The organism is Limnothrix sp. FACHB-406, from assembly GCF_014698235.1.
Lineage (GTDB): Bacteria > Cyanobacteriota > Cyanobacteriia > CACIAM-69d > CACIAM-69d > CACIAM-69d.
The window spans coordinates 1-18,234 of sequence record NZ_JACJSP010000007.1 but is presented as its reverse complement, the minus strand read 5'-3'; the positions used below and the strand labels follow the sequence as shown (position 1 = coordinate 18,234).

Below are 18,234 nucleotides of genomic sequence, written 5' to 3'. Positions count from 1 at the left end.
CAGCCCTGATTGGAAGCCCTGATTTGCTATGAATTTTGAATCTTCCGCTGAACGAGAAGCCTGGATTCAGCGACAGTTTGACCAAACGCCTTACCCTCGCGAACCGATCGAAACGGCTCCCGATAGTCAGCCCGATGAATTTCATGCCCACTCCTTAGCCACCGCATTCTATGCCCGTGATCGCCGATCGGTCAGCTCCGAAGGAATGCAGATTCTGGATGTGGGTTGCGGCAGCGGCTTTAAGGGTTTGATGTTGGCTCATCTGAACCCGGGAACAACCATTACCGGCATCGATCTTTCTCCGGCTTCGATCGATGTGGCGATCGAGCGGTTTCGGCGGTTTGATTTGCTCGATCGGGCTAAATTTTTAACCCTCAATATCGATCAGCTTCCTAGCCTCAATCAGCAATTTGACTACATCAACTGCGATGAGGTGCTGTACCTGTTGGAAGATCCCCTCGCTAGTTTGCGGTTGATGGCCAGCGTGCTGAAACCAACGGGTATTTTGCGAGTGAATCTGCATAGCTTCAACACTCGAATTCCCGTGCTTTGTGCCCAGGAATTTTTGCGTGATGTGGGCGCAATTACACCCGATCGGGATGAAAAAACCACCATGGCCCTGGTGGAATCTATTGTGTTGTCCCTGAATCCGCGCAATGTGGATGTGCGGAAAATGTGGGATCGCAATGACACCGAAAATCCTGATATTCGCGAGCGGATCTTGGCTTTTAATTTCATGCTCCACGGCGATCGGGGATTTGCAGTGCCGGAGGTGTTTGACCTAGTTGATGGTGCAAACTTACAGGTCATTGCCCCGGTGGAACCCCAGGATTGGACAGTGAAAACCATGCTGGATCTGGAGCAATTTCCCGAGGAACTGCGATCGCGATTTGCGCAAATCAGTTGCCGTGAACAAATGCATTGGCACGATTTGTTGGTTAGCCGCAACCGATTGATCGACATATTCTGTACGCCAAAAACCATGGCAGAATCGCCGCAGTCGCCCACGGTTGAGCAGTTGGTCCAGCAGCCCGATCGCACCCAAGCGGTGCTGCACCCACTTCTGAACAATCCAGAATTTGAAGCCGCCCTCGTGGAATCCTGCCGCTACCTCAAGCCCCTGAACTTCGCGAAATTTTTGCGGCGGCCGGAAGGCATCGCAGCGGCCAGTGCCAGCCTAGTGCCTGTGTTGGTTCCGCTGTTGACGGGGCCCCAACCGATTACGCAACTGATCGATCGGTTCATGCGGGTGCGGCCCCTGAACCCAGTCGATCGCTCACCAGTCGATCGCACCAGTGCCGCCCAAGCGGTTTGCAGCTTCTTGCGGGAACTGGAAACCTTCGGCTACATCTTCCTAGAGTCCACTGAGGCCTAGAGTCGATCCAAAATCCCCAAACGGCATCCCTTGGGCATCCCCAAAAATGGTGCTGAACAGGTGCTGCGCCCGCCCGCCAAGATCGCGGAAATCATGATCCTGATCCAAAAGCCACCTAAAAATTCCTTGGGGTTAACTCTCGAATATGCTTGTTTAGCAAGGGTTTTCAGGCTTTTTCCCTTGACCCCAAAAAAATTCTGCTGCGGTTGATATGAATCCCCGGTAACCTGGGTAAGTTGCAAGCATGAGGGGAACAAAATCCCCACCTTCCCAACCTTCCTCCCCCAACTCTCGAGGAGACTATCCCAGATGAAAGCTGAATTCAAAGCCAAGCTGATCCAACACCTCGCCCAGCGCCGCAACAGCGAAGAAGGCTTCACCCTGATTGAACTGCTGGTTGTAATCATCATCATCGGTATTCTGGCAGCAATTGCTCTGCCCTCCTTCCTCAACCAAGCCGCTAAGGCTCGTCAGTCGGAAGGTAGCACCTATGTTGGTTCGCTCAACCGTGCTCAACAGGCTTACTACGTGGAGCAAGGTAAGTTTGCTACTGACCTGAAGACCCTGAACGCTGGTATCAAGGAAAAAACCGATAACTTCGAGTACAAGACTGAAGGTGATGCAACGAAAGCAACCAGCACTGCTGAAAAGCAGCAAGCTTCTCTGAAGAGCTTCAAGGGCGTGGTGACGTTGGAAGACCAACAAGCCAAGGCTATCTTGTGCATCACGGCTAAGGAAAATGAATCTGCTAGCGCCGCTACCAAGTTGGCTAGCGACTCTACCAAGGAATGCAACTAATCAAGGCTAGCGAAGTCCATTGCGAAAATGGATAGCCTTGGGTGGAGCCAGTGTTGTCGCTGGCTCCACCTTGTTTTTTGGGAATTTTTCCTTGGGAACTTTTCTTTGGGAACTTTTCAAGGAGCTGATCGCTAGCGATCGGCTGAAATGAGGACAAGACATTGTTGAACGCTGAAGTCCGCACAGCCGGTGCAGTCGCCGCCGAGGGCCAGGGTTTGCTGAATTTGGCCGATCGCCTCGGAAGTGATGATTTCCCCAGGCACGATTGCGGGAATTCCCGGTGGATAGGGACAGATCCACTCAGCGGCAATGCGCCCGATCGCCCGGTCAAGGTCGATCGCCTCGGTGGGGCGCTGGCTGGCCTGGCGTGGGGTCAGCGGGGCCGGACTGGGAGGCGCAAGCAACCCGGCAATGGCATCCAGCCCCCGATCGGGAGCCATTTGGGGCGATCGCGCCAGGGCCCCCAAAGCCGCCACCAAGCGATCGGCTTCCTGGTCGGTGTTGGCCGGTGTCCAAACAAAGGTTAGGTGCTGGGGGCTGCTGAGTTCGGCGGTGATGCCCCAATCTTGGTCTAACGCTTCATCGGCCTGGTAACCATTCCAGCCAGCCAAGTGAACGGTTAAGCGCGATCGATCCAGATTTGGCCCCGAAAGCACCCGAATCGCTCGATCGCCCGCCAACTGCGATCGCACCCGATCGACCCGCACCAACGTTTGGCCCCAATCAACTTGACCCCACAGCGCCGCCCGCCGCCGAGCCGCGTCCAAGCTGGCCATCAGCAAGTAGCTGGGGCTGCTGGAGGTGACCCATCGCAACACTTGATTCAGCCGATCGCGATCGATCAAAGCCTGGGGGTGTAGATGAAGCAGCGCCGATTGGGTTAAGGAGCCAAGGGTTTTGTGAGCCGAAGCCACCACCAGATCCGCGCCGGCCGCCAAGGGAGCGATCGGGAGTTCCGGATGCAGCCCCAAGTGGGCCCCGTGGGCCGCATCGACAATTAAAGGAATACCGTGCGATCGAGTGAGTTGGGCGATCGCGGGCAAATCCGAAACCCAACCGTGATAGGTCGGTGACACCAGCAGCACCGCCTTCGCTTGGGGAGAGGTCGCCAGGGCTTGGGCGATCGCCTCGGGAGTCACCACCGTGGGCATTTGCCATTCCCGATCGACCGTTGGCCAAACCCAGCAGGGCCGCGCCCCCGCAAGAATTAAACCTGCCAAAACAGATTGATGGGCATTGCGAGCCACAATCAGCGAGTCGCCATCTTGGCAAACTGCCCCGATCGCCGCCACCAGTCCGCTTGTGGCCCCATTCACCAAAAATCGAGTGAGGCCCGCCCCAAAGCAATCAGCCGCCAACGCTTCGGCCGCCGCGATCGCGCCCTGGGGAGCCGCCCAATTATCCAACCCATCCAGTTCTGTTAAATCCCAGGCCCAGCAATCGCCCCAAGCATCCGCCAACAGCGGGTCGATCGCCCGGCCCTTATGACCCGGCACATGAAACCGCCCCGATCGACGGCCAGCGCGATCGGCCAGCGCTTCGAGCAAGGGTGCGGCTTGCTGACACTCAGCGTGATGATCCGTGTGATGACCCGTGATTGCGTTTGAGATCGCAAACTGTCCCCCCAATTCCATGCATCCCCATCCTGTATTTCACAATCAATTCATTCAAGAGCCATTCCTTCCACCCAAAACACCCTCTACCATGCGCCACACCACCGCCTGGATCGTCCAAGTTTGGCTATCGTTCCTGTTTTCAACCGGGGGGACAGCCCTTTGCATCTATTACCTTCCGGTCGATACCTGGATGAAATTTGCCATGTCCATGGGTTTGGGTTTCACCATCAGCTCAACCCTGACGCTGGCCAAAACCACCCGCGACCAATATGAAGTCAAACAATTGGTGGCCAAGGTCGAAGAAGCAAAGGTTGAAAAACTGTTGGCCCAACATCACTAACAGCAGGAGACTGAGACATCTCTTGAGGTGCTCGCAAATCACCAATCACCTTGGCTTGGGCAATCTCTAGGGGTAGTCATCCACAACGGCAACCTGACCCGTCGCCCCCGCGCCCAACCAGCGCCGCGATCGCCCAACCGCGCGGGGACTGCCAAAGTCCGGTACTATGTTGAACTGGATTTCCCAAAAAATTAGCCGCGCAACCGGTGGGATGGCGCAATCGATCGCCGCCACCCTTGCCCAGGCAATCCGAACCCTCTGAATTGACCGACTCAGCCCGCAACCCCAGCACCAGCGAAATGGTACAAGAACGCGTACTTCCCGCAACCCCGACCACCCGCGCCACCGTCACCCGCGAAGAAGGGCTTATGCTCTACGAAGACATGGTGCTGGGTCGCCTTTTTGAAGACAAGTGCGCCGAGATGTACTATCGCGGCAAAATGTTTGGCTTCGTTCACCTCTACAACGGCCAAGAAGCCGTTTCGACGGGGGTGATTCGGGCTTTGCGCCGCGATGCCAATGACTACGTGTGTAGCACCTACCGCGATCACGTTCATGCCCTGAGTGCTGGTGTGCCTGCCCGGGAAGTGATGTCAGAGCTGTTTGGTAAGGTGACGGGTTGCAGCAAGGGCCGTGGTGGTTCCATGCACTTGTTCTCGGAGCCGCACCGCCTGCTGGGGGGCTATGCCTTTGTGTCGGAAGGAATTCCGGTGGCGACGGGCGTGGCCTTCCAAAGCAAGTATCGACGAGAAGCCATGAATGACCCCAGTTCCGACGGGGTGACCGTTTGCTTCTTTGGGGACGGAGCCGCGAACAATGGCCAGTTCTTTGAATGCTTGAACATGGCGGCCCTTTGGAAGCTGCCGGTGATCTATGTCATTGAGAACAATAAATGGGCGATCGGGATGGCCCACGAACGGGCCACCTCGGTACCCGAAATCTACAAAAAAGGCCCCGCGTTCGGGATGCCCGGCGTAGAAGTGGACGGGATGGATGTGTTGGCGGTGCGCGGTGTGGCCCAAGAGGCGATCGCCCGGGCCCGCGCTGGCGAAGGCCCCACGGTCATTGAAGCCTTGACCTATCGTTTCCGGGGTCACTCCTTGGCCGATCCGGATGAACTGCGGGCGAAGGAAGAAAAGGAAGTTTGGGGTAAGCGAGATCCGATCACTCGCCTGGCCGATCACCTGCTTGGTGAAGGATTGGTGAAGGCGGAAGAACTGAAGGAGATTGATCGCCGGATCCAAGAGCATGTGAACGATGCGGTGAAATTTGCCCTCGACAGCCCTGAACCGGATCCCAAGGATCTGTACAAGTACATTTTTGCGGAAGATTAAGCTAGCCAGAACCGTCAAAGATCGAATGAACGGGCTAATCGAAAGCTAAGGCGATCGTCCGTCAGAAACCGCGAAATTCCGCATAAACTGGGGCAAAGGGTCATCCTTCCTGCCCCAGTTTTTGATCGGACAAATCCGACAAATCGGACAAACAGATCGCACAGATTTTCCGATCGAGCGATTGGCGCGAATGATTGAGCGAACCTATCGATCGAAGACTGGCAACAGCAATGGGGCAAAACAGAAATGGTCAAAACCAAGGACTGCCGGATCGGGTCATTGTTGATCGGGTCGTTGTTGATCGGGTCATTGTTTTGATTGATGGGCTGTGGGGTGACCTATTGATCCAGCCATCTTGATCCAGCCATCGCGGTTTTGCCCATGAGTCGTCGCTCCCAAGATGCCCCATTACTGATTACGGCTCTGTTCATGTCCTTGGCCCTGTTGGGTGGGGGCTATTGGTTGGTGCGATCGAACGGTCTTTTGGGCAACGAGGGCCAGACCCCGCCAACCGCTAATCCCCAAGGGGGGCCGGCCCCGTCCTTGAGCAGTGGTGAGCAGGTCTTGTTGGCAGACTCGCCCGATAAGTTGGCGGCGGCCGCGGCGGGGCAAGCTGGAGATCCAATCCAGGCGATCGCCCTGTTGCGCAAAAGTCTGCAACAGCGGCCCAATGATCCGGAAGCCCTGATTTATTTGAATAATTGGCTGGCGCGGGAGGCTCCGCAACGGACGATCGCCGTGGTTGTACCGGCGGCTAATTTGCCCGACGTGGCCAAGGAGTTGCTGCGGGGAGTGGCGCAGGCCCAAGCCCAATGGAACCAGGGCGATCGGGAGCGATCCGGCCCGAAACCTGCCTGGCAATTGCGAGTGGTGATTGCGGACGACAGCAACAACCCGGTCACCGCCAAGGCCGTGGCTGAAACCCTAGCGGCAGATCCTCGGGTGTTGGGGGTGGTGGGTCACTTCAGCTCCACCACTTCGCTGGCGGCGGCTGGGGTTTATCAACGGGCTGGGCTGCCGATGATTTCCCCTTCCAGCACGGCGGTGACCCTCAGTGGGTTGGGGGATGCGGTGTTGCGAACGGTTCCGAGCGATCGCCAGGCGGGACAGGCCCTGGCAATGGTGGCCCGTCAGCAGTTGAAACTGGCGCGGGTCTCGGTGTTTTACAACCCCAAAAGCGCCTATAGCCAATCCCTGAAAACGGAATTTGTGCAACAGTTCATGGCCGACGGCCAGGGCCAGGTGCAGTTGCAAGAGATGGGTTCCGAGCCGATCGATGCGCAACGGGCGATCGGTCAGGCCCAATCGTTTAACACGGAGGGCTTGGTGCTGTTTGGGGAACGCCAAAGCCAGGGTAGCGAAGGGTTAGTGCTTTTGGGCGATCGCTCGACACTGCCGTCAGCTTTGGCGATCGTGGAAGCCAATCAAGGACGGCTGCCGGTGTTGGGGGGCGATTCAATTTATTCACTGGACTTGTTGAAGTTGGGAGCCAGTGCGCAGGGCACGATTCTGGCAATTCCTTGGCATCCGGATTTGCCCCAATCGCTGGATTTTGCCAAGGCCATGCGTCGTCGTTGGGGTGGGGATGTGAATTGGCGAACGGCGATGGCCTACGATGCGGCCCAGGCTTTGATTCAAGCAATTAATCAGGAAATTACTCAAAAACCCGACCAAAAACCGGTTTCCGGCAGTGATCTGAACGAGGCCCAAGACCCCACGCGATCGGCTGTGAAGGCTGCGTTGCATCGGCCAGATTTCCAAGCGGCGGGGTCTTCCGCTTCCGTGCGCTTTGCCAATACGGGCGATCGCTCATTGCCCCTGGTGTTGATCACGGTGCGGGAGGGCAATCGATCGGGAACGGGGTTTGATTTCCGACTGTTGAATCCTGGCCCCTAAGCGCCCAATTTTTGCCGATTTCTGTTGATTTCTGCTGATTTCTAGGAATCGGTTCCGTCCGTGGATTCTGAGTCGATCGAGCTGGAATGGATCGAGCTGGAATCGATCGAGCTGGAATCGATCGGGGCGTGGCCCGCGGCCTTGGCCCGCCAGCCTTGGAACAAAACCCCCTGACGCGGGCTAAACAACAGCGACAGCACAAAGAACCCGGAAGCCACCAGCACGATCGCCGGCCCCGAAGGCAAATTGAAAAAATAACTGAGATATAGCCCCGCCACGCTGGAGCAACAACCCAACAGGGCCCCTAGCCCCATCATTTGGTGGAGTCGAGGGACGAGCAAATAGGCTGTGGCTGGCGGCGTAATCAACAGGGCCAACACCAACACCACCCCCACCGCTTTCATGCTGGCCACGATCGTGATCGCGATCGCGGTGGTCAGCCCCCAATCGAGCCAACGGACGGGCAAGCCAGCCGCTTGGGCCCCGAGGCGATCGAACGTATAAAAGTGCAGTTCCTTGTAGCAAAGGGCGATCGCTCCGAGCACCAGCGCCGCCGCCAGCCCCGTATCCCACAGGTCACCGCTGGTCACCGCCAGGAGGTTGCCAAACAGGAAATGATTGAGATCGATTTTGTTGTCTTTTTGGATCGTGGTGATCAGCACAATCCCGAGGGCGAAAAAGGCCGAAAGGACAATGCCCATGGCCGCATCTTCCTTGAGGGGCGATCGATTGCGAATAAAGTCAATGGCCGCCGCGCTCACCAACCCAGCCACCAGGGCCCCTAGGAACAAGCTGCCACCCATGGCAAAGGCGATCGCTAAGCCCATCAACAGAGAATGGCTGATGGCATCGCCCAACAGGGCCATGCGCTGCACCAAAAGATAGCTGCCCGTGCAGGCACAAAGCAGGCCCACCACCACCGCCGCCACCAACGATCGCTGAAAAAAGGTGTATTGCAGCGGTTCCGCTAGGGCTTGCAGCAGCCCGTCCATTAGGCGGCCTCCTGGAAAAATTTCACCCGGCTGCCATAGGCCCGTTGCAAATTCAGGTCATTCAACACCGCCGCCCGATCGCCCGCGGCCACCAGTTGGCGATTGAGCAGCACCAAATCATCAAAATGGGTAATCGACTCGCCCAAGTCATGATTCACCACCATCACCACCTTGCCGTCTTGGGCCAGTTCCCGAAACAGGTCAAACAAGATGGCTTCATTGCGCCGATCGACCCCCACGAAGGGTTCATCAAAACAAAACACATCCGCTTCTTGGGCGATCGAGCGTGCCAAAAACACCCGTTGCTGTTGCCCTCCCGATAGCTGAGCGATCGGGCGATCGCGCAATTCCCACAGGCCCACCCGCTCCAGGGCCGCCCGGGCCGCTTGGCGGCTGGTGTTGGAAAAGGGCCGCAGCCAGCCCGTTTTGCGCGTTCGCCCCATCAACACCACATCCCAAACCGTGGCCGGGTAATCCAAATCCACCTGCGATCGTTGGGCCACATAGGCCACGCGATCGAGCTGTTGTTGCAAAGGGCGATCGCCATAGACCACCCGCCCCGCCGCGATCGGCACCAGGCCCAGCATGGCCTTCATCAGGGTGCTTTTGCCCGCCCCATTGGGCCCCACCACGCCCGTCAGTCGTCCGGGCTGGATGCGCAAACTCACATCCAGGAGCGCCTGCACGCCGCGATAGGCAGCATTTAAGTGGTCAATTTCGATCGCATGAGTGCTCATCATCATTGGAGTTGGGCCCATGGGCAAAAAAAGTCCAGATCAAATCGTGCGAAATGACCTGAACCCGATCTAGCAGCTACCTGCCTTTCACGATATCAAACCGAGAAAGATCATGAAAAGATTATGAATGTAATTATGAAATGATAATGAAAGTTAAGTCAAGCCCTCCCAGTGCTCTGATTGGGGCCAGGCTGCGGGCCCTTGGGCAAAAACACTGCGATCGGGCTGGGGTTGGCCCCGGTCTTGGACTGCTGACGGTGGCTTGATGATGGCAATGGAGAAACGGCACATGATTCGACCCTTAGAACCCCGAAAACCACGGCAGAAATTACCCCAATTACCCCAGAAAGCACGCCAGAAATTACGCCAGCAATCACAACTGGCATCACTGCGAAAACACCACACAACCGGCCAGCCCTCGATCGGGCAGCGGGGCCCCGGTTTTTCTTGGGGGCGATGGCTGGGCAGTTTGGGGATTGGGGTCTTGCTAGTGAGCTGTGGGTTAGGAGAGCGACCCAGTGGGCCCGATCGGCCCACGGTGGTGGTCACCAGCACGATTTTGACGGACTTAACCCAACGGGTGGCGGGTGATGAAGTGATCGTGAAAGGCTTGCTTAGACCCGGTGATGACCCCCACCTCTATGAACCCGTGCCGCGCGATACGGTGGCGATCGAGCGAGCAAATCGGATTTTTTACAATGGCTATAACCTGGAGCCGGGAATTATTAAGCTGATTCAATCTTCGGGACAGACGGCAAAGGCTGTGGCGATCGGGGAGCGAGTGCCGGCCCTCACCTTGACCGAGCAGGGGGCAACGGTTCCGGATCCCCATGTGTGGGGCAGTGCCCGCAATGGAATGGTGATGGTGATGGCGATTCGGGATGAATTAAGCAAGCTTTCCCCGGGCGATCGGGCGGAGTTTGTGGCCAATGCCGATCGGTTGTTGGGGGAACTCAAACAGCTTGATCAATGGATTGGTGTCCAAATCCAAACCATTCCCGCCGCCCAGCGACGACTGGTGACCACCCACGATGCTTTTCAGTACTATGCCCAGACCTATCGGATTCCGGTGCTCGGAACCCTGATTGGCATTAGCACTGAGGAGCAACCCAGCGCCCAAACCATGGCCCGGATGGCGGCGGCCATTCGCCAAGCCAAAGTGCCAGCAATTTTTGCAGAAACAACCATTAACCCGGCTTTGATTGAGACGGTGGCGGCGGAAAGTGGTGTCACCCTGGCTCCCGACAAGCTCTATGCGGATTCGATCGGGGTGGCTGGGGGGCCGGCCGAGAGCTACGTGAAGATGTTGGCGCAAAATACGCGGGCGATCGTGCGGGCCTTGGGTGGACACGATCGCCCCTTTACGCCAAACCTTGCGCCCGCCAGCGCACCCACTCCCTCAAGCGCCCCAGCCACGCCGCGTTAGGGCTGGTTGGCCAAACTGCAATCGCTCAGGTGCGGCAACTGGGCGGCAGGGGCAGCAACACCGGCAGCCGAATCACAAATTCTGTGCCCCATTCCGGGTCGGAAGTCCAGTCGATCGTGCCGCCGTGATTTTCCACCACAATTTGATAGGTGATGGACAGGCCCAAGCCCGTGCCGCGACCCACGGGCTTGGTGGTGAAGAAGGGATTAAACAGATGGGGGCGAATGTCGTCAGAAATCCCATAGCCCGAATCACGAATGGCAATTTCCGCGATCGATTGGGGGCCGTTGCTCAACAGGCGAGTGCTGATTTTCAAGATGGCGGGCCGATCGATCGACTCCATCGCGTCAATCGCATTGCCAATGAGGTTCATCAACACCTGGGCCATCTGCCCCCCATGGCAGGTCACCAGGGGCAATTCTCCCCGATCGATCTCCAACTGAATGCCCCCAAACCGCCCATTGGGTTCCAGTCGGTGGCGCAGGAGGGTGAGGGTTTCGTCCAAGCATTCGTGGAGATTGGTGGGTTTCATTCCTGCCCGATCGAGGCGAGCAAAGTTGCGCAGGGAAAGGACAATTTGCCGAATTCGCTCCGCTGCCAACCCCATGGCTTCTAAGAGTTTCGTGAAGTCTTGGCGAACAAAGGTTAAGTCAATGTCCCGCAACAGTTGGTCGATCGCCTCGTGGGCTTCGGGATAGGTCGATCGATAGGTGTCAATCACCCTCAGCAATTCCGCCAAATATTGCCGGGCATATTTCAAATTGCCATGGACAACGGCGATCGGGTTGTTGATTTCGTGGGCAATGCCGGCCACCATTTGCCCCAAGCTGGACATCTTTTCGCTTTGGAACAGTTGCATTTGGGTGGACTGCAACTCATCCAGGGCTTGGGCCAGGCGATCGGCCTGGTCGCGGGCTTGGCGGGCCTTGTCTTGGGCATCGGTGTAAAGGGCCGCTTGATCCAGGGCGATCGCCAATTGGTCGCACACCCCCCGCAACAGGCCCACCTCGCTTTCGCTCCAAATTCGATCGCCCCGATGCTCCACACAGGCCACCGCCCCCAAAAAGGTGGTGCGGCTGCCCTGAACCGGCAAAATCAACGCGGCCCCCGCCGACAGTTGCGCCAAAAATTCCTGCACCGTAATCGCCGCCGGCCGCACCACCTCATCGGTGCAAACAATTTCCCACTGCAACAGCAACGGCGCAACTCCCGCCGCCAAGCCGTGTAACTGCTTGCCCACAAAGCTCGGTAGACCGCCCTGGGCCGACTCGGCCGCCACTTCCCAATAGGATTGCTCCAGGAAGGTCACATCCTTGTTCACCGGCCGGGGGCAATAGTTCAAAAACAAGCAACGATCGACATGCAGCAGCGATCGAATCTCCTGCACCGCCGCTTGCAAAACCACTTCCACATCCAGGGATTGGCGAATTTGCCCCGCCAACCGAAACAGCAGCGCCTCCCGCCGCGACATTAGGGCCTCGCGGGCCCAGGCTCGGTCAATGGCCATGGCCAAGACGCTGGCAATCCAACCCAGGGCCCCATGCTCCGCCGACACCATGGGCCGCCGCCCAAACAGGGCCATCACCCCCACCAATTGGTCATCCACAATCAGGGGATAGCCCGCAAAGGCCACAACCTGCTCACTGTCGAGCCAATCGCGGGCCTCAAAGTTGGGGTCGGTGGCGGTGCAGTTGGTCAGGTAGGGTTGGCGACTTTGGGCGATCGCCCCCACCAGGGAAGCCCCGATCGGGATATAGGTGGGAAATTCCGCCACCAGGGAATGTTGGCCGGCTGAGGCTCGCAACTCCAGCAACCGCGCCTCCCGGTTATAGGTCCAAACCCGCACAAAGGGCACTTGCAGGGCCCCGGCGATCGTTTGGGTGCAACGTTGCAACACTTCCGACAGCGATCCCCCAGAAGCAAGGGCCGCCCCCACCTCCGCCTCCAACTTGGACAGCCGGGCCCGTTCAATCAACACCCGATCGGCCAAGCGCCGTTCCGTGATGTCGTGGCAGTTCACCACAATGCCGCGCACGGCCGAATCGTCCAGCAAATTGGTGGTGACCGCATCAAAAAAACGCCAAGAGCCGTCCCCATGGCGCACGCGATAATCCGACAGCCGTTGACTCACGCCGGGTTGGGCCAGGGCCGCCGCGATCGTGCCTTGGACGGCGGGTAAATCTACCGGATGCACGAAGTTTTCGACCGGTTGCCCCACGGTTTCAGCGGAGGTGTAGCCCAAAATGCCCTCGGTGGAGGGACTGACGTAGCGAAAAATTCCGCAACTGTCCAAAATCACTACAATATCCGTGGCTTTTTCAATCAGAGACTGAAAATTGACCTGATGCTCATCAAAGCTCACGGCCCGGTAGGGGGGAGCCGAATCGGCCTCCGGGTGCAGAGCAATGCTCGCGTCAGGTTCTGACCGAGACGGTGGGGTCGATGGTGAGGTCGATCCAGCAGGAGATGAGGCGGTGCTGAACGGGTCGGTCATGGGGCTAGGCAACAGGACTTCTCGAAGGCAGGATGACGGATCCCCAGGGGCGATCGCACAGGACGATCAACGCTTCCCATACGTTAACAACAGTCTGAAAGGACGGCCTGAATTATTTTGGGAAGAATTGCTTTGGGAAGAATGACTTTGGGAAGTCCGTCGGGAATGATTGGGGGACTGGGTTGAAGCTGAGGAGACTGGGGCCAGCGGCTTGCGGGCATGACTCCAGGGCAATAGAGGCACAAGCGAATGGGGCAGGGCAGCACGCGATCGGCCATGGTGCAAGAGGCTTGGTTTGAGCAAGCAACAATTCCCTCAGCACAGACTAACTGAGATTACCCGGACGCTGCCGCAGAAAGTCCCGATTTCAAGGTTTTGATTCGCTCCCTGAAGCTCACCGGATTAGAGATGCGAAAGAGATGCAAACTGACATCTAGACTGATCCACCAACCGATCGACTAGCCGATCGACCAGCCGATTGATCAGCCGATCTATAAAACAGAAAACAAAACAGAAAGCAGATGCGGGCTAAGCAGCCTCGCCAGGATGGGACTGCTGAACCCGCATGGATGTTGTTGGAGTTGCCCGATCCCTCATGATTTGAGCATGAGACCCTGCTAGCTTCCGTCGCAACGATCACGCTTCGGAGGCCAACCAGCGCCCGATCGAGCACTGAATTATGGGAAGGATCGGTTTGGGAATGTGACTTGACGGTCGCCCATTAGGCTCAAGACAGGGCCCGCTGCAAGGTTGGCTGTTTGGGGCCACCGGGGCGATCGCCTGCGATCGAGCTGCTACCGAAACGGGCGATCGGGCTGGGATACACCAACGGGGACGGAGGCCGATCGCCAAAGCCAGGAATTTGGTAATGGGCTAACCCTTCCAAAATGCCCCAAGCGTAGTGCCCTCCGGCAAAGTAGATGTTTGGATGAGTGCGCAGCCGATCGAGTTCGCGACTGTGGTTCCCCACCACCACGGCCCGGGTGTTGCCCCGCAGCATGGAAACATCATTGCCCGAATCGCCCGCCACCAGCAGGTTTTTGATCAAAAATCCCCACTTCAGAGCGCAGTAGCGAAGGGCATCGCCCTTGGAGGCACGCCAGGGCAAAATGTCTAAATATTGCCCATGGGAGCTAATTAGCCGGACATTTAGCCCCTGACGGCGCAGATATTGGCGAATTTGGCGAATTTGGGGCGCAATTTGCGGATCAATCCAATAGCTGATCTTGTGCGATCGCTGGTTGGCAGCGGGCTGCAACACCAGGCCTTCCATGTCGTTCAAGGCGTTGCGGATGGCGTTCGGTTGCCAGTTGTGGCTGATGTATTGTCGCCAACGGGTGTCGGGAACCAGGTCGGGGCCGTAGTGAATTTCGCTGCCAACGGCCGTGATCAACACATCCGGGAGCGGGATTTGCCAATCTTGCAGGGTTTCGAGGGCGCTGGGCAGGGTGCGCCCGGTGGCCACACCAAACCCGATCGCCCGATCGTCCACCAGCAACTGGGCCAAGAGCTGATCCAGTCCTTCGCGATCGCCAATCAGGGTGTTGTCAATGTCGGAAATGAACAGATGTTCTGCCCGAATCAGCGGGTTCGTGGAAACCTCCTGTCGCTGGCGATGGGTTGGGGTGGTGACGCTGAGGGCGCTGCCCACATGCAAGGCCTTGGGTTGTAACAGTTGCCGAATCTGTTGCAGATATTTTTCCGTATGGGCTTCCCAGGAAAAGGTGCGTCGCACGCCTGCCAAACCTTGCTCAGACCACTGTTGCCAACGATCGGGCTGGGTCAAGGCTTGGTAAAGGGCCGATCGAATTTGGTCAAGATTCAACGGATCCACCAACTGCCCGTTGGCACAGGCCGCCAGAATATCGCGCGGGCCGCCGTCATTGGTGGCCACCACCGGCAAACCGCTGGCCGCCGCCTCAATCAACGTTAAGCCAAAGGGTTCCGTCAGGGCCGGATTAATGAACACGCCCCGAGTTTGGGTGGCCAGGCGATATAAATCCGCCACGTCGGTGCTTTGGTGTTGCTTGGGATAGGCCACCTTGCCGTAGAGATCGTAGCGATCGATCAACAGCATCAGTTCCGTCATCACCTGCCTGGGGCCCGGCTCCATGGCTGCAATGTCCGTGCGGCTGCCCAGCACCAACACCAGGTTGGCCAGGGATTGCAACTCCGGCGACTCGCCATAGGCCTGCACCAAACTGGCCACATTCTTGCGCCGCTCCGCCCGCGACAGGGCCAGGATCATCGGCTTCTGCGGCTCGGTGAGGAATCGATCGAGCTGGGTTTGGATCGGTGGGGTGGGCCACTGGGCCGGCGGTGGATAAAACTGCTGCAGCTCCGTGCCCGGCGGAATCACCACCATCCGATCGGGCTGGTAATTGTCATAAACCTGATATTGCTCCTGCACTTCCTGTTGTGTGCTGGCCACAATCAAGCTGGCACTGGCCAGGGTGACTTCCTCCGCTTCAATGCGGGTGTTGAAGTGGAACTGCTCCTCCAGGGCGGCCGGTTTGCTGCCTTGCTCCAACATCCGCTGCAACTTCACCCGCCCCAGTGAATGGCCCGTATGTACCAGGGGCACACCCAGCCACCCGGCCACCCGGGATCCCACATAGCCCGCATCGGCGTAGTGACTGTGAATCAAATCCGGCGTGCGGCCCACCGTGCGCAGGTAGCGCAAGACTTCATCGGCAAAGATATCGAGATGGGGCCAAAGCACCTCCTTGCGCAGATAGCGACGCGGCCCGGCCGGCAGCCGAACGATTTGCGATTTGGGGCTGAGGGGTTCAATGGGCTGGGCATAGTCGGCGCTCACTTTCGGGTCTTGGATGCGGCGAGTGATGAGATCGACCCGATCAATTTCTGGACGCTGGGCGAGCGATCGCGCCAGCTCCACCACGTACTTGGTTTGACCACCCGTATCAGCATCGCGGCCCAGTTCCAAATTGCTGCCCCGCAGCAAGCCGTGAATGCTAATGGTGACGATATACAGGTTTTTCAAGTCAGTCATGGTTCTGTTGGAATCCTCCATGAACAGCCCGTTCTTCAGCGATGGGTAATGACCAATGACCCTCGGGATGCTGAATCGAGCCTTGAGTAACTCGGCAACTGACGGTGAAACGACTGGTTGAACGACCGGCCGAAACGTGCCGCTCGGCCTCTCCAGCATAACCAGCGAATTTTGAGTAGCTTGGAGGGGTTACCCGAACCTCAAATTGCCCAGCGATCGGTTAAGCACCGGCCACAAGGCGATAGATTTCCGCTAAGGATTTGCATTTATGGCTCGATTTGACAGCGTTCAAAGTATTCATCACGCGCGGCATTTGCTCTATGACAAATCAATTGTTTACTGTCGCGATCGCCCCGTGGGAACCTTTGCCGCCTTGCCACAACCTCGGCGCGATCGACCCGATGCCCCGCCGGATCCTGACCTGAATTACAACGAAGTTTTCATCCGGGATAACGTACCCGTGATGATTTATTTTTTGGTGGATGGACGAGCGGATTTGCTGCGAGATTTCCTAGACATTTGTCTGGACTTGCAAAGCACCGATCCCCAAACGGAAGGCATTTTTCCCAGCAGCTTCTATGTGGAACCCAACAGCCAAACCCTGGTAGCTGACTATGGCCAACGGGCGATCGGGCGGGTTTCCTCCGTTGATGCCAGCCTTTGGTGGCCGATTTTGGCCCATGTTTATGTGCAACGCACGGGCGATTGGAGTTGGAGCCAACAACCCAAAGTCCAACAGGGAATCCAGCGGTTTCTGCGGCTGATTTTGCATCCATGGTTTCGGCACGCTCCAACCCTTTACGTACCCGATGGAGCCTTCATGATCGATCGCCCCTTGGATGTGTGGGGCGCACCCTTAGAAATTCAAACCTTGCTGTATGGAGCCTTGCTCAGTTCCGTCGTTTTAATTCATAGCGATCTGAAGGAAAAAGTGATTGGTAGCACTGCCGGATCGGCAGCCCTCACCGATCCCTTTATTCGGCAGCAAATTTGGCAATTACGATACGCCACTGCCCTGGCCCGTCGCCTGCGTCGCTATCTGCTTCAGCACTATTGGATTAATGGCAAAACCATTCAAATCCTGCGCCGTCGCCCCACTGATCAATATGGTGAGCGAGTTTCCAATGAATATAATATTCGCACCGAAACGATTCCCCACTGGTTGCAAACCTGGCTGGGCGATCAAGGGGGATATCTGATTGGTAATATCCGTACAGGTCGCCCCGATTTTCGCTTTTTTTCCTTGGGAAATTGCTTGGGCGCGATTTTTGATGTGCTTACCTTTTCCCAACAGCGTGCCCTCTTTCAATTGGTGCTGAATAATCAAGCCGATTTGTTTGGAGAAATGCCTTTGCGCATTTGCCATCCTCCGTTGGATGCCAGTGATTGGCGCAATAAAACGGGATATGACTCCAAAAATCGCCCCTGGTGCTATCACAATGGCGGTCACTGGCCCTGCCTGCTTTGGTATTTTGTGGTGGCCGTTTTGCGACATCAACAAACGTCAACCACGCCCTACTATCGCTTTGGGCATTTGCACGAGTCGCTCTGGGATTGCTTGCAAGATGCCTATCAGGTGTTGTTGAAGCGGTTACCGGAACAAAAATGGCCGGAATATTTTGATGGGCCCACGGGGGTTTGGTTGGGGCAAGAGGCGCGTCTTTACCAAACCTGGACTTTTACGGGCCTGCTGTTGGTTCATCATTTTTTGAATAAGCCGGCCGATGCCACGGTGTTGGATATGCCGGGATTGCGATCGATCCTGTCGATCGAGGCGCAATATCAGGATTTGCGATGGGATTGAGGACGCTGGCAGCCAACGCGATCGCCCAGGGCGACCGAACCAGGCCCCGCAGCGGGCGATCGCGTGAGTTGCCGGTTCGGGCCCGGCGATCGCCCCAGGGCCCCGCCCTGAGCATCGACCCGCACAATGCCGGGGAACCCCCGGCCGAATTCCTGGGGCGATCCCCTAGCCGGATTTAGGTAAAGAAAGTTAAACTTTTCTGAGAGTGATTGTGGCGATTCGATCGCTTTGTGCTTAGTCGCCCTTAGCCATCGATCATCCCTGACCTCTCATTTTTGTCATTTATTTCCCTTCTTACTCGGAGTTCTTCCATGACCATCGCAGTTGGACGCGTGGGCACGGAACGCGGGTGGTTCGACGTAGTGGACGACTGGCTGAAGCGGGATCGCTTCGTCTTCGTCGGCTGGTC

Annotated in this window: 16 protein-coding genes; 8 read left to right on the top strand and 8 right to left on the bottom strand. The window is 57.3% G+C overall.

Annotation, left to right across the window (positions count from 1 at the left end; genetic code table 11):
* Positions 1-28: 28 nt before the first annotated feature.
* Positions 29-1,375, top strand: a complete 1,347-nt coding sequence (locus tag H6G53_RS08845; protein WP_190532141.1) for a class I SAM-dependent methyltransferase — start codon at positions 29-31, stop codon at positions 1,373-1,375.
* Here the strand turns inward: H6G53_RS08845 and H6G53_RS08840 are convergent.
* Positions 1,372-1,641, bottom strand: a complete 270-nt coding sequence (locus tag H6G53_RS08840; RefSeq protein WP_190532139.1) for a hypothetical protein — start codon at positions 1,639-1,641, stop codon at positions 1,372-1,374. The genes H6G53_RS08845 and H6G53_RS08840 overlap by 4 nt on opposite strands.
* A gap of 43 nt (positions 1,642-1,684) precedes the next feature.
* On the opposite strand from H6G53_RS08840, the gene H6G53_RS08835 reads away from it, so the two are divergent.
* The gene (locus tag H6G53_RS08835; protein WP_190532137.1) at positions 1,685-2,173 is read left to right on the top strand and encodes a type IV pilin-like G/H family protein; all 489 of its coding nucleotides are present in this window, start codon (positions 1,685-1,687) and stop codon (positions 2,171-2,173) included.
* A gap of 131 nt (positions 2,174-2,304) precedes the next feature.
* On the opposite strand, the gene H6G53_RS08830 is transcribed toward H6G53_RS08835, so the two are convergent.
* Entirely contained in the window at positions 2,305-3,807 is a 1,503-nt protein-coding gene (locus H6G53_RS08830) for an aminotransferase class I/II-fold pyridoxal phosphate-dependent enzyme (RefSeq protein ID WP_190532135.1), read from the bottom strand.
* A 70-nt stretch (positions 3,808-3,877) separates the two neighbouring features.
* Between H6G53_RS08830 and H6G53_RS08825 the strand changes: the two genes are divergently transcribed.
* On the top strand, positions 3,878-4,129 hold the full coding sequence (locus H6G53_RS08825; RefSeq protein WP_190354671.1) for a YiaA/YiaB family inner membrane protein: 252 nt from the start codon (positions 3,878-3,880) through the stop codon (positions 4,127-4,129).
* A gap of 66 nt (positions 4,130-4,195) precedes the next feature.
* Here the strand turns inward: H6G53_RS08825 and H6G53_RS08820 are convergent, their stop codons facing one another.
* The gene (locus H6G53_RS08820) at positions 4,196-4,363 is read right to left on the bottom strand and encodes a hypothetical protein (RefSeq protein WP_190528039.1); all 168 of its coding nucleotides are present in this window, start codon (positions 4,361-4,363) and stop codon (positions 4,196-4,198) included.
* Between the two features lie 65 nt (positions 4,364-4,428).
* Here H6G53_RS08820 and pdhA point away from each other — a divergent pair, with 65 nt between their 5' ends.
* Both pdhA and H6G53_RS08810 read left to right on the top strand, forming a co-directional pair.
* Positions 4,429-5,463 carry a pyruvate dehydrogenase (acetyl-transferring) E1 component subunit alpha gene (pdhA, locus tag H6G53_RS08815; RefSeq protein ID WP_099532957.1) on the top strand — a complete coding sequence of 345 codons (1,035 nt, stop codon included), beginning with the start codon at positions 4,429-4,431 and terminating at the stop codon, positions 5,461-5,463.
* Positions 5,464-5,844: 381 nt separating this feature from the next.
* A complete protein-coding gene (locus H6G53_RS08810) occupies positions 5,845-7,359 on the top strand; it encodes an ABC transporter substrate-binding protein (RefSeq protein WP_190532133.1) in 1,515 nt (504 codons plus the stop codon).
* A gap of 41 nt (positions 7,360-7,400) precedes the next feature.
* Here H6G53_RS08810 and H6G53_RS08805 read toward each other — a convergent pair whose 3' ends face one another.
* The 3 genes from H6G53_RS08805 to H6G53_RS08795 all read right to left on the bottom strand — a co-directional run bounded on the left by H6G53_RS08805 (position 7,401) and on the right by H6G53_RS08795 (position 9,379).
* Positions 7,401-8,342 (bottom strand): iron chelate uptake ABC transporter family permease subunit, encoded by a 942-nt coding sequence (locus H6G53_RS08805; RefSeq protein ID WP_190532381.1) that lies wholly within the window; start codon positions 8,340-8,342, stop codon positions 7,401-7,403.
* An 8-nt stretch (positions 8,343-8,350) separates the two neighbouring features.
* Positions 8,351-9,109 carry a metal ABC transporter ATP-binding protein gene (locus H6G53_RS08800; RefSeq protein WP_099532945.1) on the bottom strand — a complete coding sequence of 253 codons (759 nt, stop codon included), beginning with the start codon at positions 9,107-9,109 and terminating at the stop codon, positions 8,351-8,353.
* A 132-nt stretch (positions 9,110-9,241) separates the two neighbouring features.
* Positions 9,242-9,379, bottom strand: coding sequence for a hypothetical protein (locus H6G53_RS08795; protein ID WP_190532131.1), 138 nt, complete (start codon positions 9,377-9,379; stop codon positions 9,242-9,244).
* Between H6G53_RS08795 and H6G53_RS08790 the strand changes: the two genes are divergently transcribed.
* On the top strand, positions 9,378-10,514 hold the full coding sequence (locus H6G53_RS08790) for a metal ABC transporter solute-binding protein, Zn/Mn family (RefSeq protein ID WP_190532129.1): 1,137 nt from the start codon (positions 9,378-9,380) through the stop codon (positions 10,512-10,514). The two genes, H6G53_RS08795 and H6G53_RS08790, sit on opposite strands and share 2 nt — an antisense overlap.
* 25 nt (positions 10,515-10,539) lie before the next feature.
* On the opposite strand, the gene H6G53_RS08785 is transcribed toward H6G53_RS08790, so the two are convergent.
* Both H6G53_RS08785 and H6G53_RS08780 read right to left on the bottom strand, forming a co-directional pair.
* Positions 10,540-13,008: an ATP-binding protein gene (locus H6G53_RS08785; RefSeq protein ID WP_099532943.1), complete on the bottom strand. Its 2,469-nt coding sequence runs from the start codon at positions 13,006-13,008 to the stop codon at positions 10,540-10,542.
* A 727-nt stretch (positions 13,009-13,735) separates the two neighbouring features.
* Complete coding sequence (locus tag H6G53_RS08780) at positions 13,736-16,021, bottom strand: HAD-IIB family hydrolase (RefSeq protein WP_190532127.1); 2,286 nt, start codon at positions 16,019-16,021, stop codon at positions 13,736-13,738.
* 268 nt (positions 16,022-16,289) lie between these two features.
* Here H6G53_RS08780 and H6G53_RS08775 point away from each other — a divergent pair, with 268 nt between their 5' ends.
* Positions 16,290-17,825: a glycoside hydrolase 100 family protein gene (locus tag H6G53_RS08775; protein WP_190532126.1), complete on the top strand. Its 1,536-nt coding sequence runs from the start codon at positions 16,290-16,292 to the stop codon at positions 17,823-17,825.
* The gene (locus H6G53_RS08770; protein WP_190532094.1) at positions 17,816-18,004 is read left to right on the top strand and encodes a hypothetical protein; all 189 of its coding nucleotides are present in this window, start codon (positions 17,816-17,818) and stop codon (positions 18,002-18,004) included. The genes H6G53_RS08775 and H6G53_RS08770 overlap by 10 nt, the downstream gene beginning before the upstream one ends.
* Positions 18,005-18,234: the final 230 nt, after the last annotated feature.

Bases quoted from the DNA above. Each gene is read 5' to 3' on its own strand.
- H6G53_RS08780 (WP_190532127.1), bottom strand. From the start codon at position 16,021: ATGACTGACTTGAAAAACCTGTATATCGTCACCATTAGCATTCACGGC.
- H6G53_RS08770 (WP_190532094.1), top strand. From the start codon at position 17,816: ATGGGATTGAGGACGCTGGCAGCCAACGCGATCGCCCAGGGCGACCGA.
- H6G53_RS08790 (WP_190532129.1), top strand. From the start codon at position 9,378: ATGATTCGACCCTTAGAACCCCGAAAACCACGGCAGAAATTACCCCAA.
- H6G53_RS08835 (WP_190532137.1), top strand. From the start codon at position 1,685: ATGAAAGCTGAATTCAAAGCCAAGCTGATCCAACACCTCGCCCAGCGC.
- H6G53_RS08845 (WP_190532141.1), top strand. From the start codon at position 29: ATGAATTTTGAATCTTCCGCTGAACGAGAAGCCTGGATTCAGCGACAG.
- H6G53_RS08785 (WP_099532943.1), bottom strand. From the start codon at position 13,008: ATGACCGACCCGTTCAGCACCGCCTCATCTCCTGCTGGATCGACCTCA.
- H6G53_RS08800 (WP_099532945.1), bottom strand. From the start codon at position 9,109: ATGGGCCCAACTCCAATGATGATGAGCACTCATGCGATCGAAATTGAC.
- H6G53_RS08830 (WP_190532135.1), bottom strand. From the start codon at position 3,807: ATGGAATTGGGGGGACAGTTTGCGATCTCAAACGCAATCACGGGTCAT.
- H6G53_RS08795 (WP_190532131.1), bottom strand. From the start codon at position 9,379: ATGTGCCGTTTCTCCATTGCCATCATCAAGCCACCGTCAGCAGTCCAA.
- pdhA (WP_099532957.1), top strand. From the start codon at position 4,429: ATGGTACAAGAACGCGTACTTCCCGCAACCCCGACCACCCGCGCCACC.
- H6G53_RS08810 (WP_190532133.1), top strand. From the start codon at position 5,845: ATGAGTCGTCGCTCCCAAGATGCCCCATTACTGATTACGGCTCTGTTC.
- H6G53_RS08825 (WP_190354671.1), top strand. From the start codon at position 3,878: ATGCGCCACACCACCGCCTGGATCGTCCAAGTTTGGCTATCGTTCCTG.
- H6G53_RS08775 (WP_190532126.1), top strand. From the start codon at position 16,290: ATGGCTCGATTTGACAGCGTTCAAAGTATTCATCACGCGCGGCATTTG.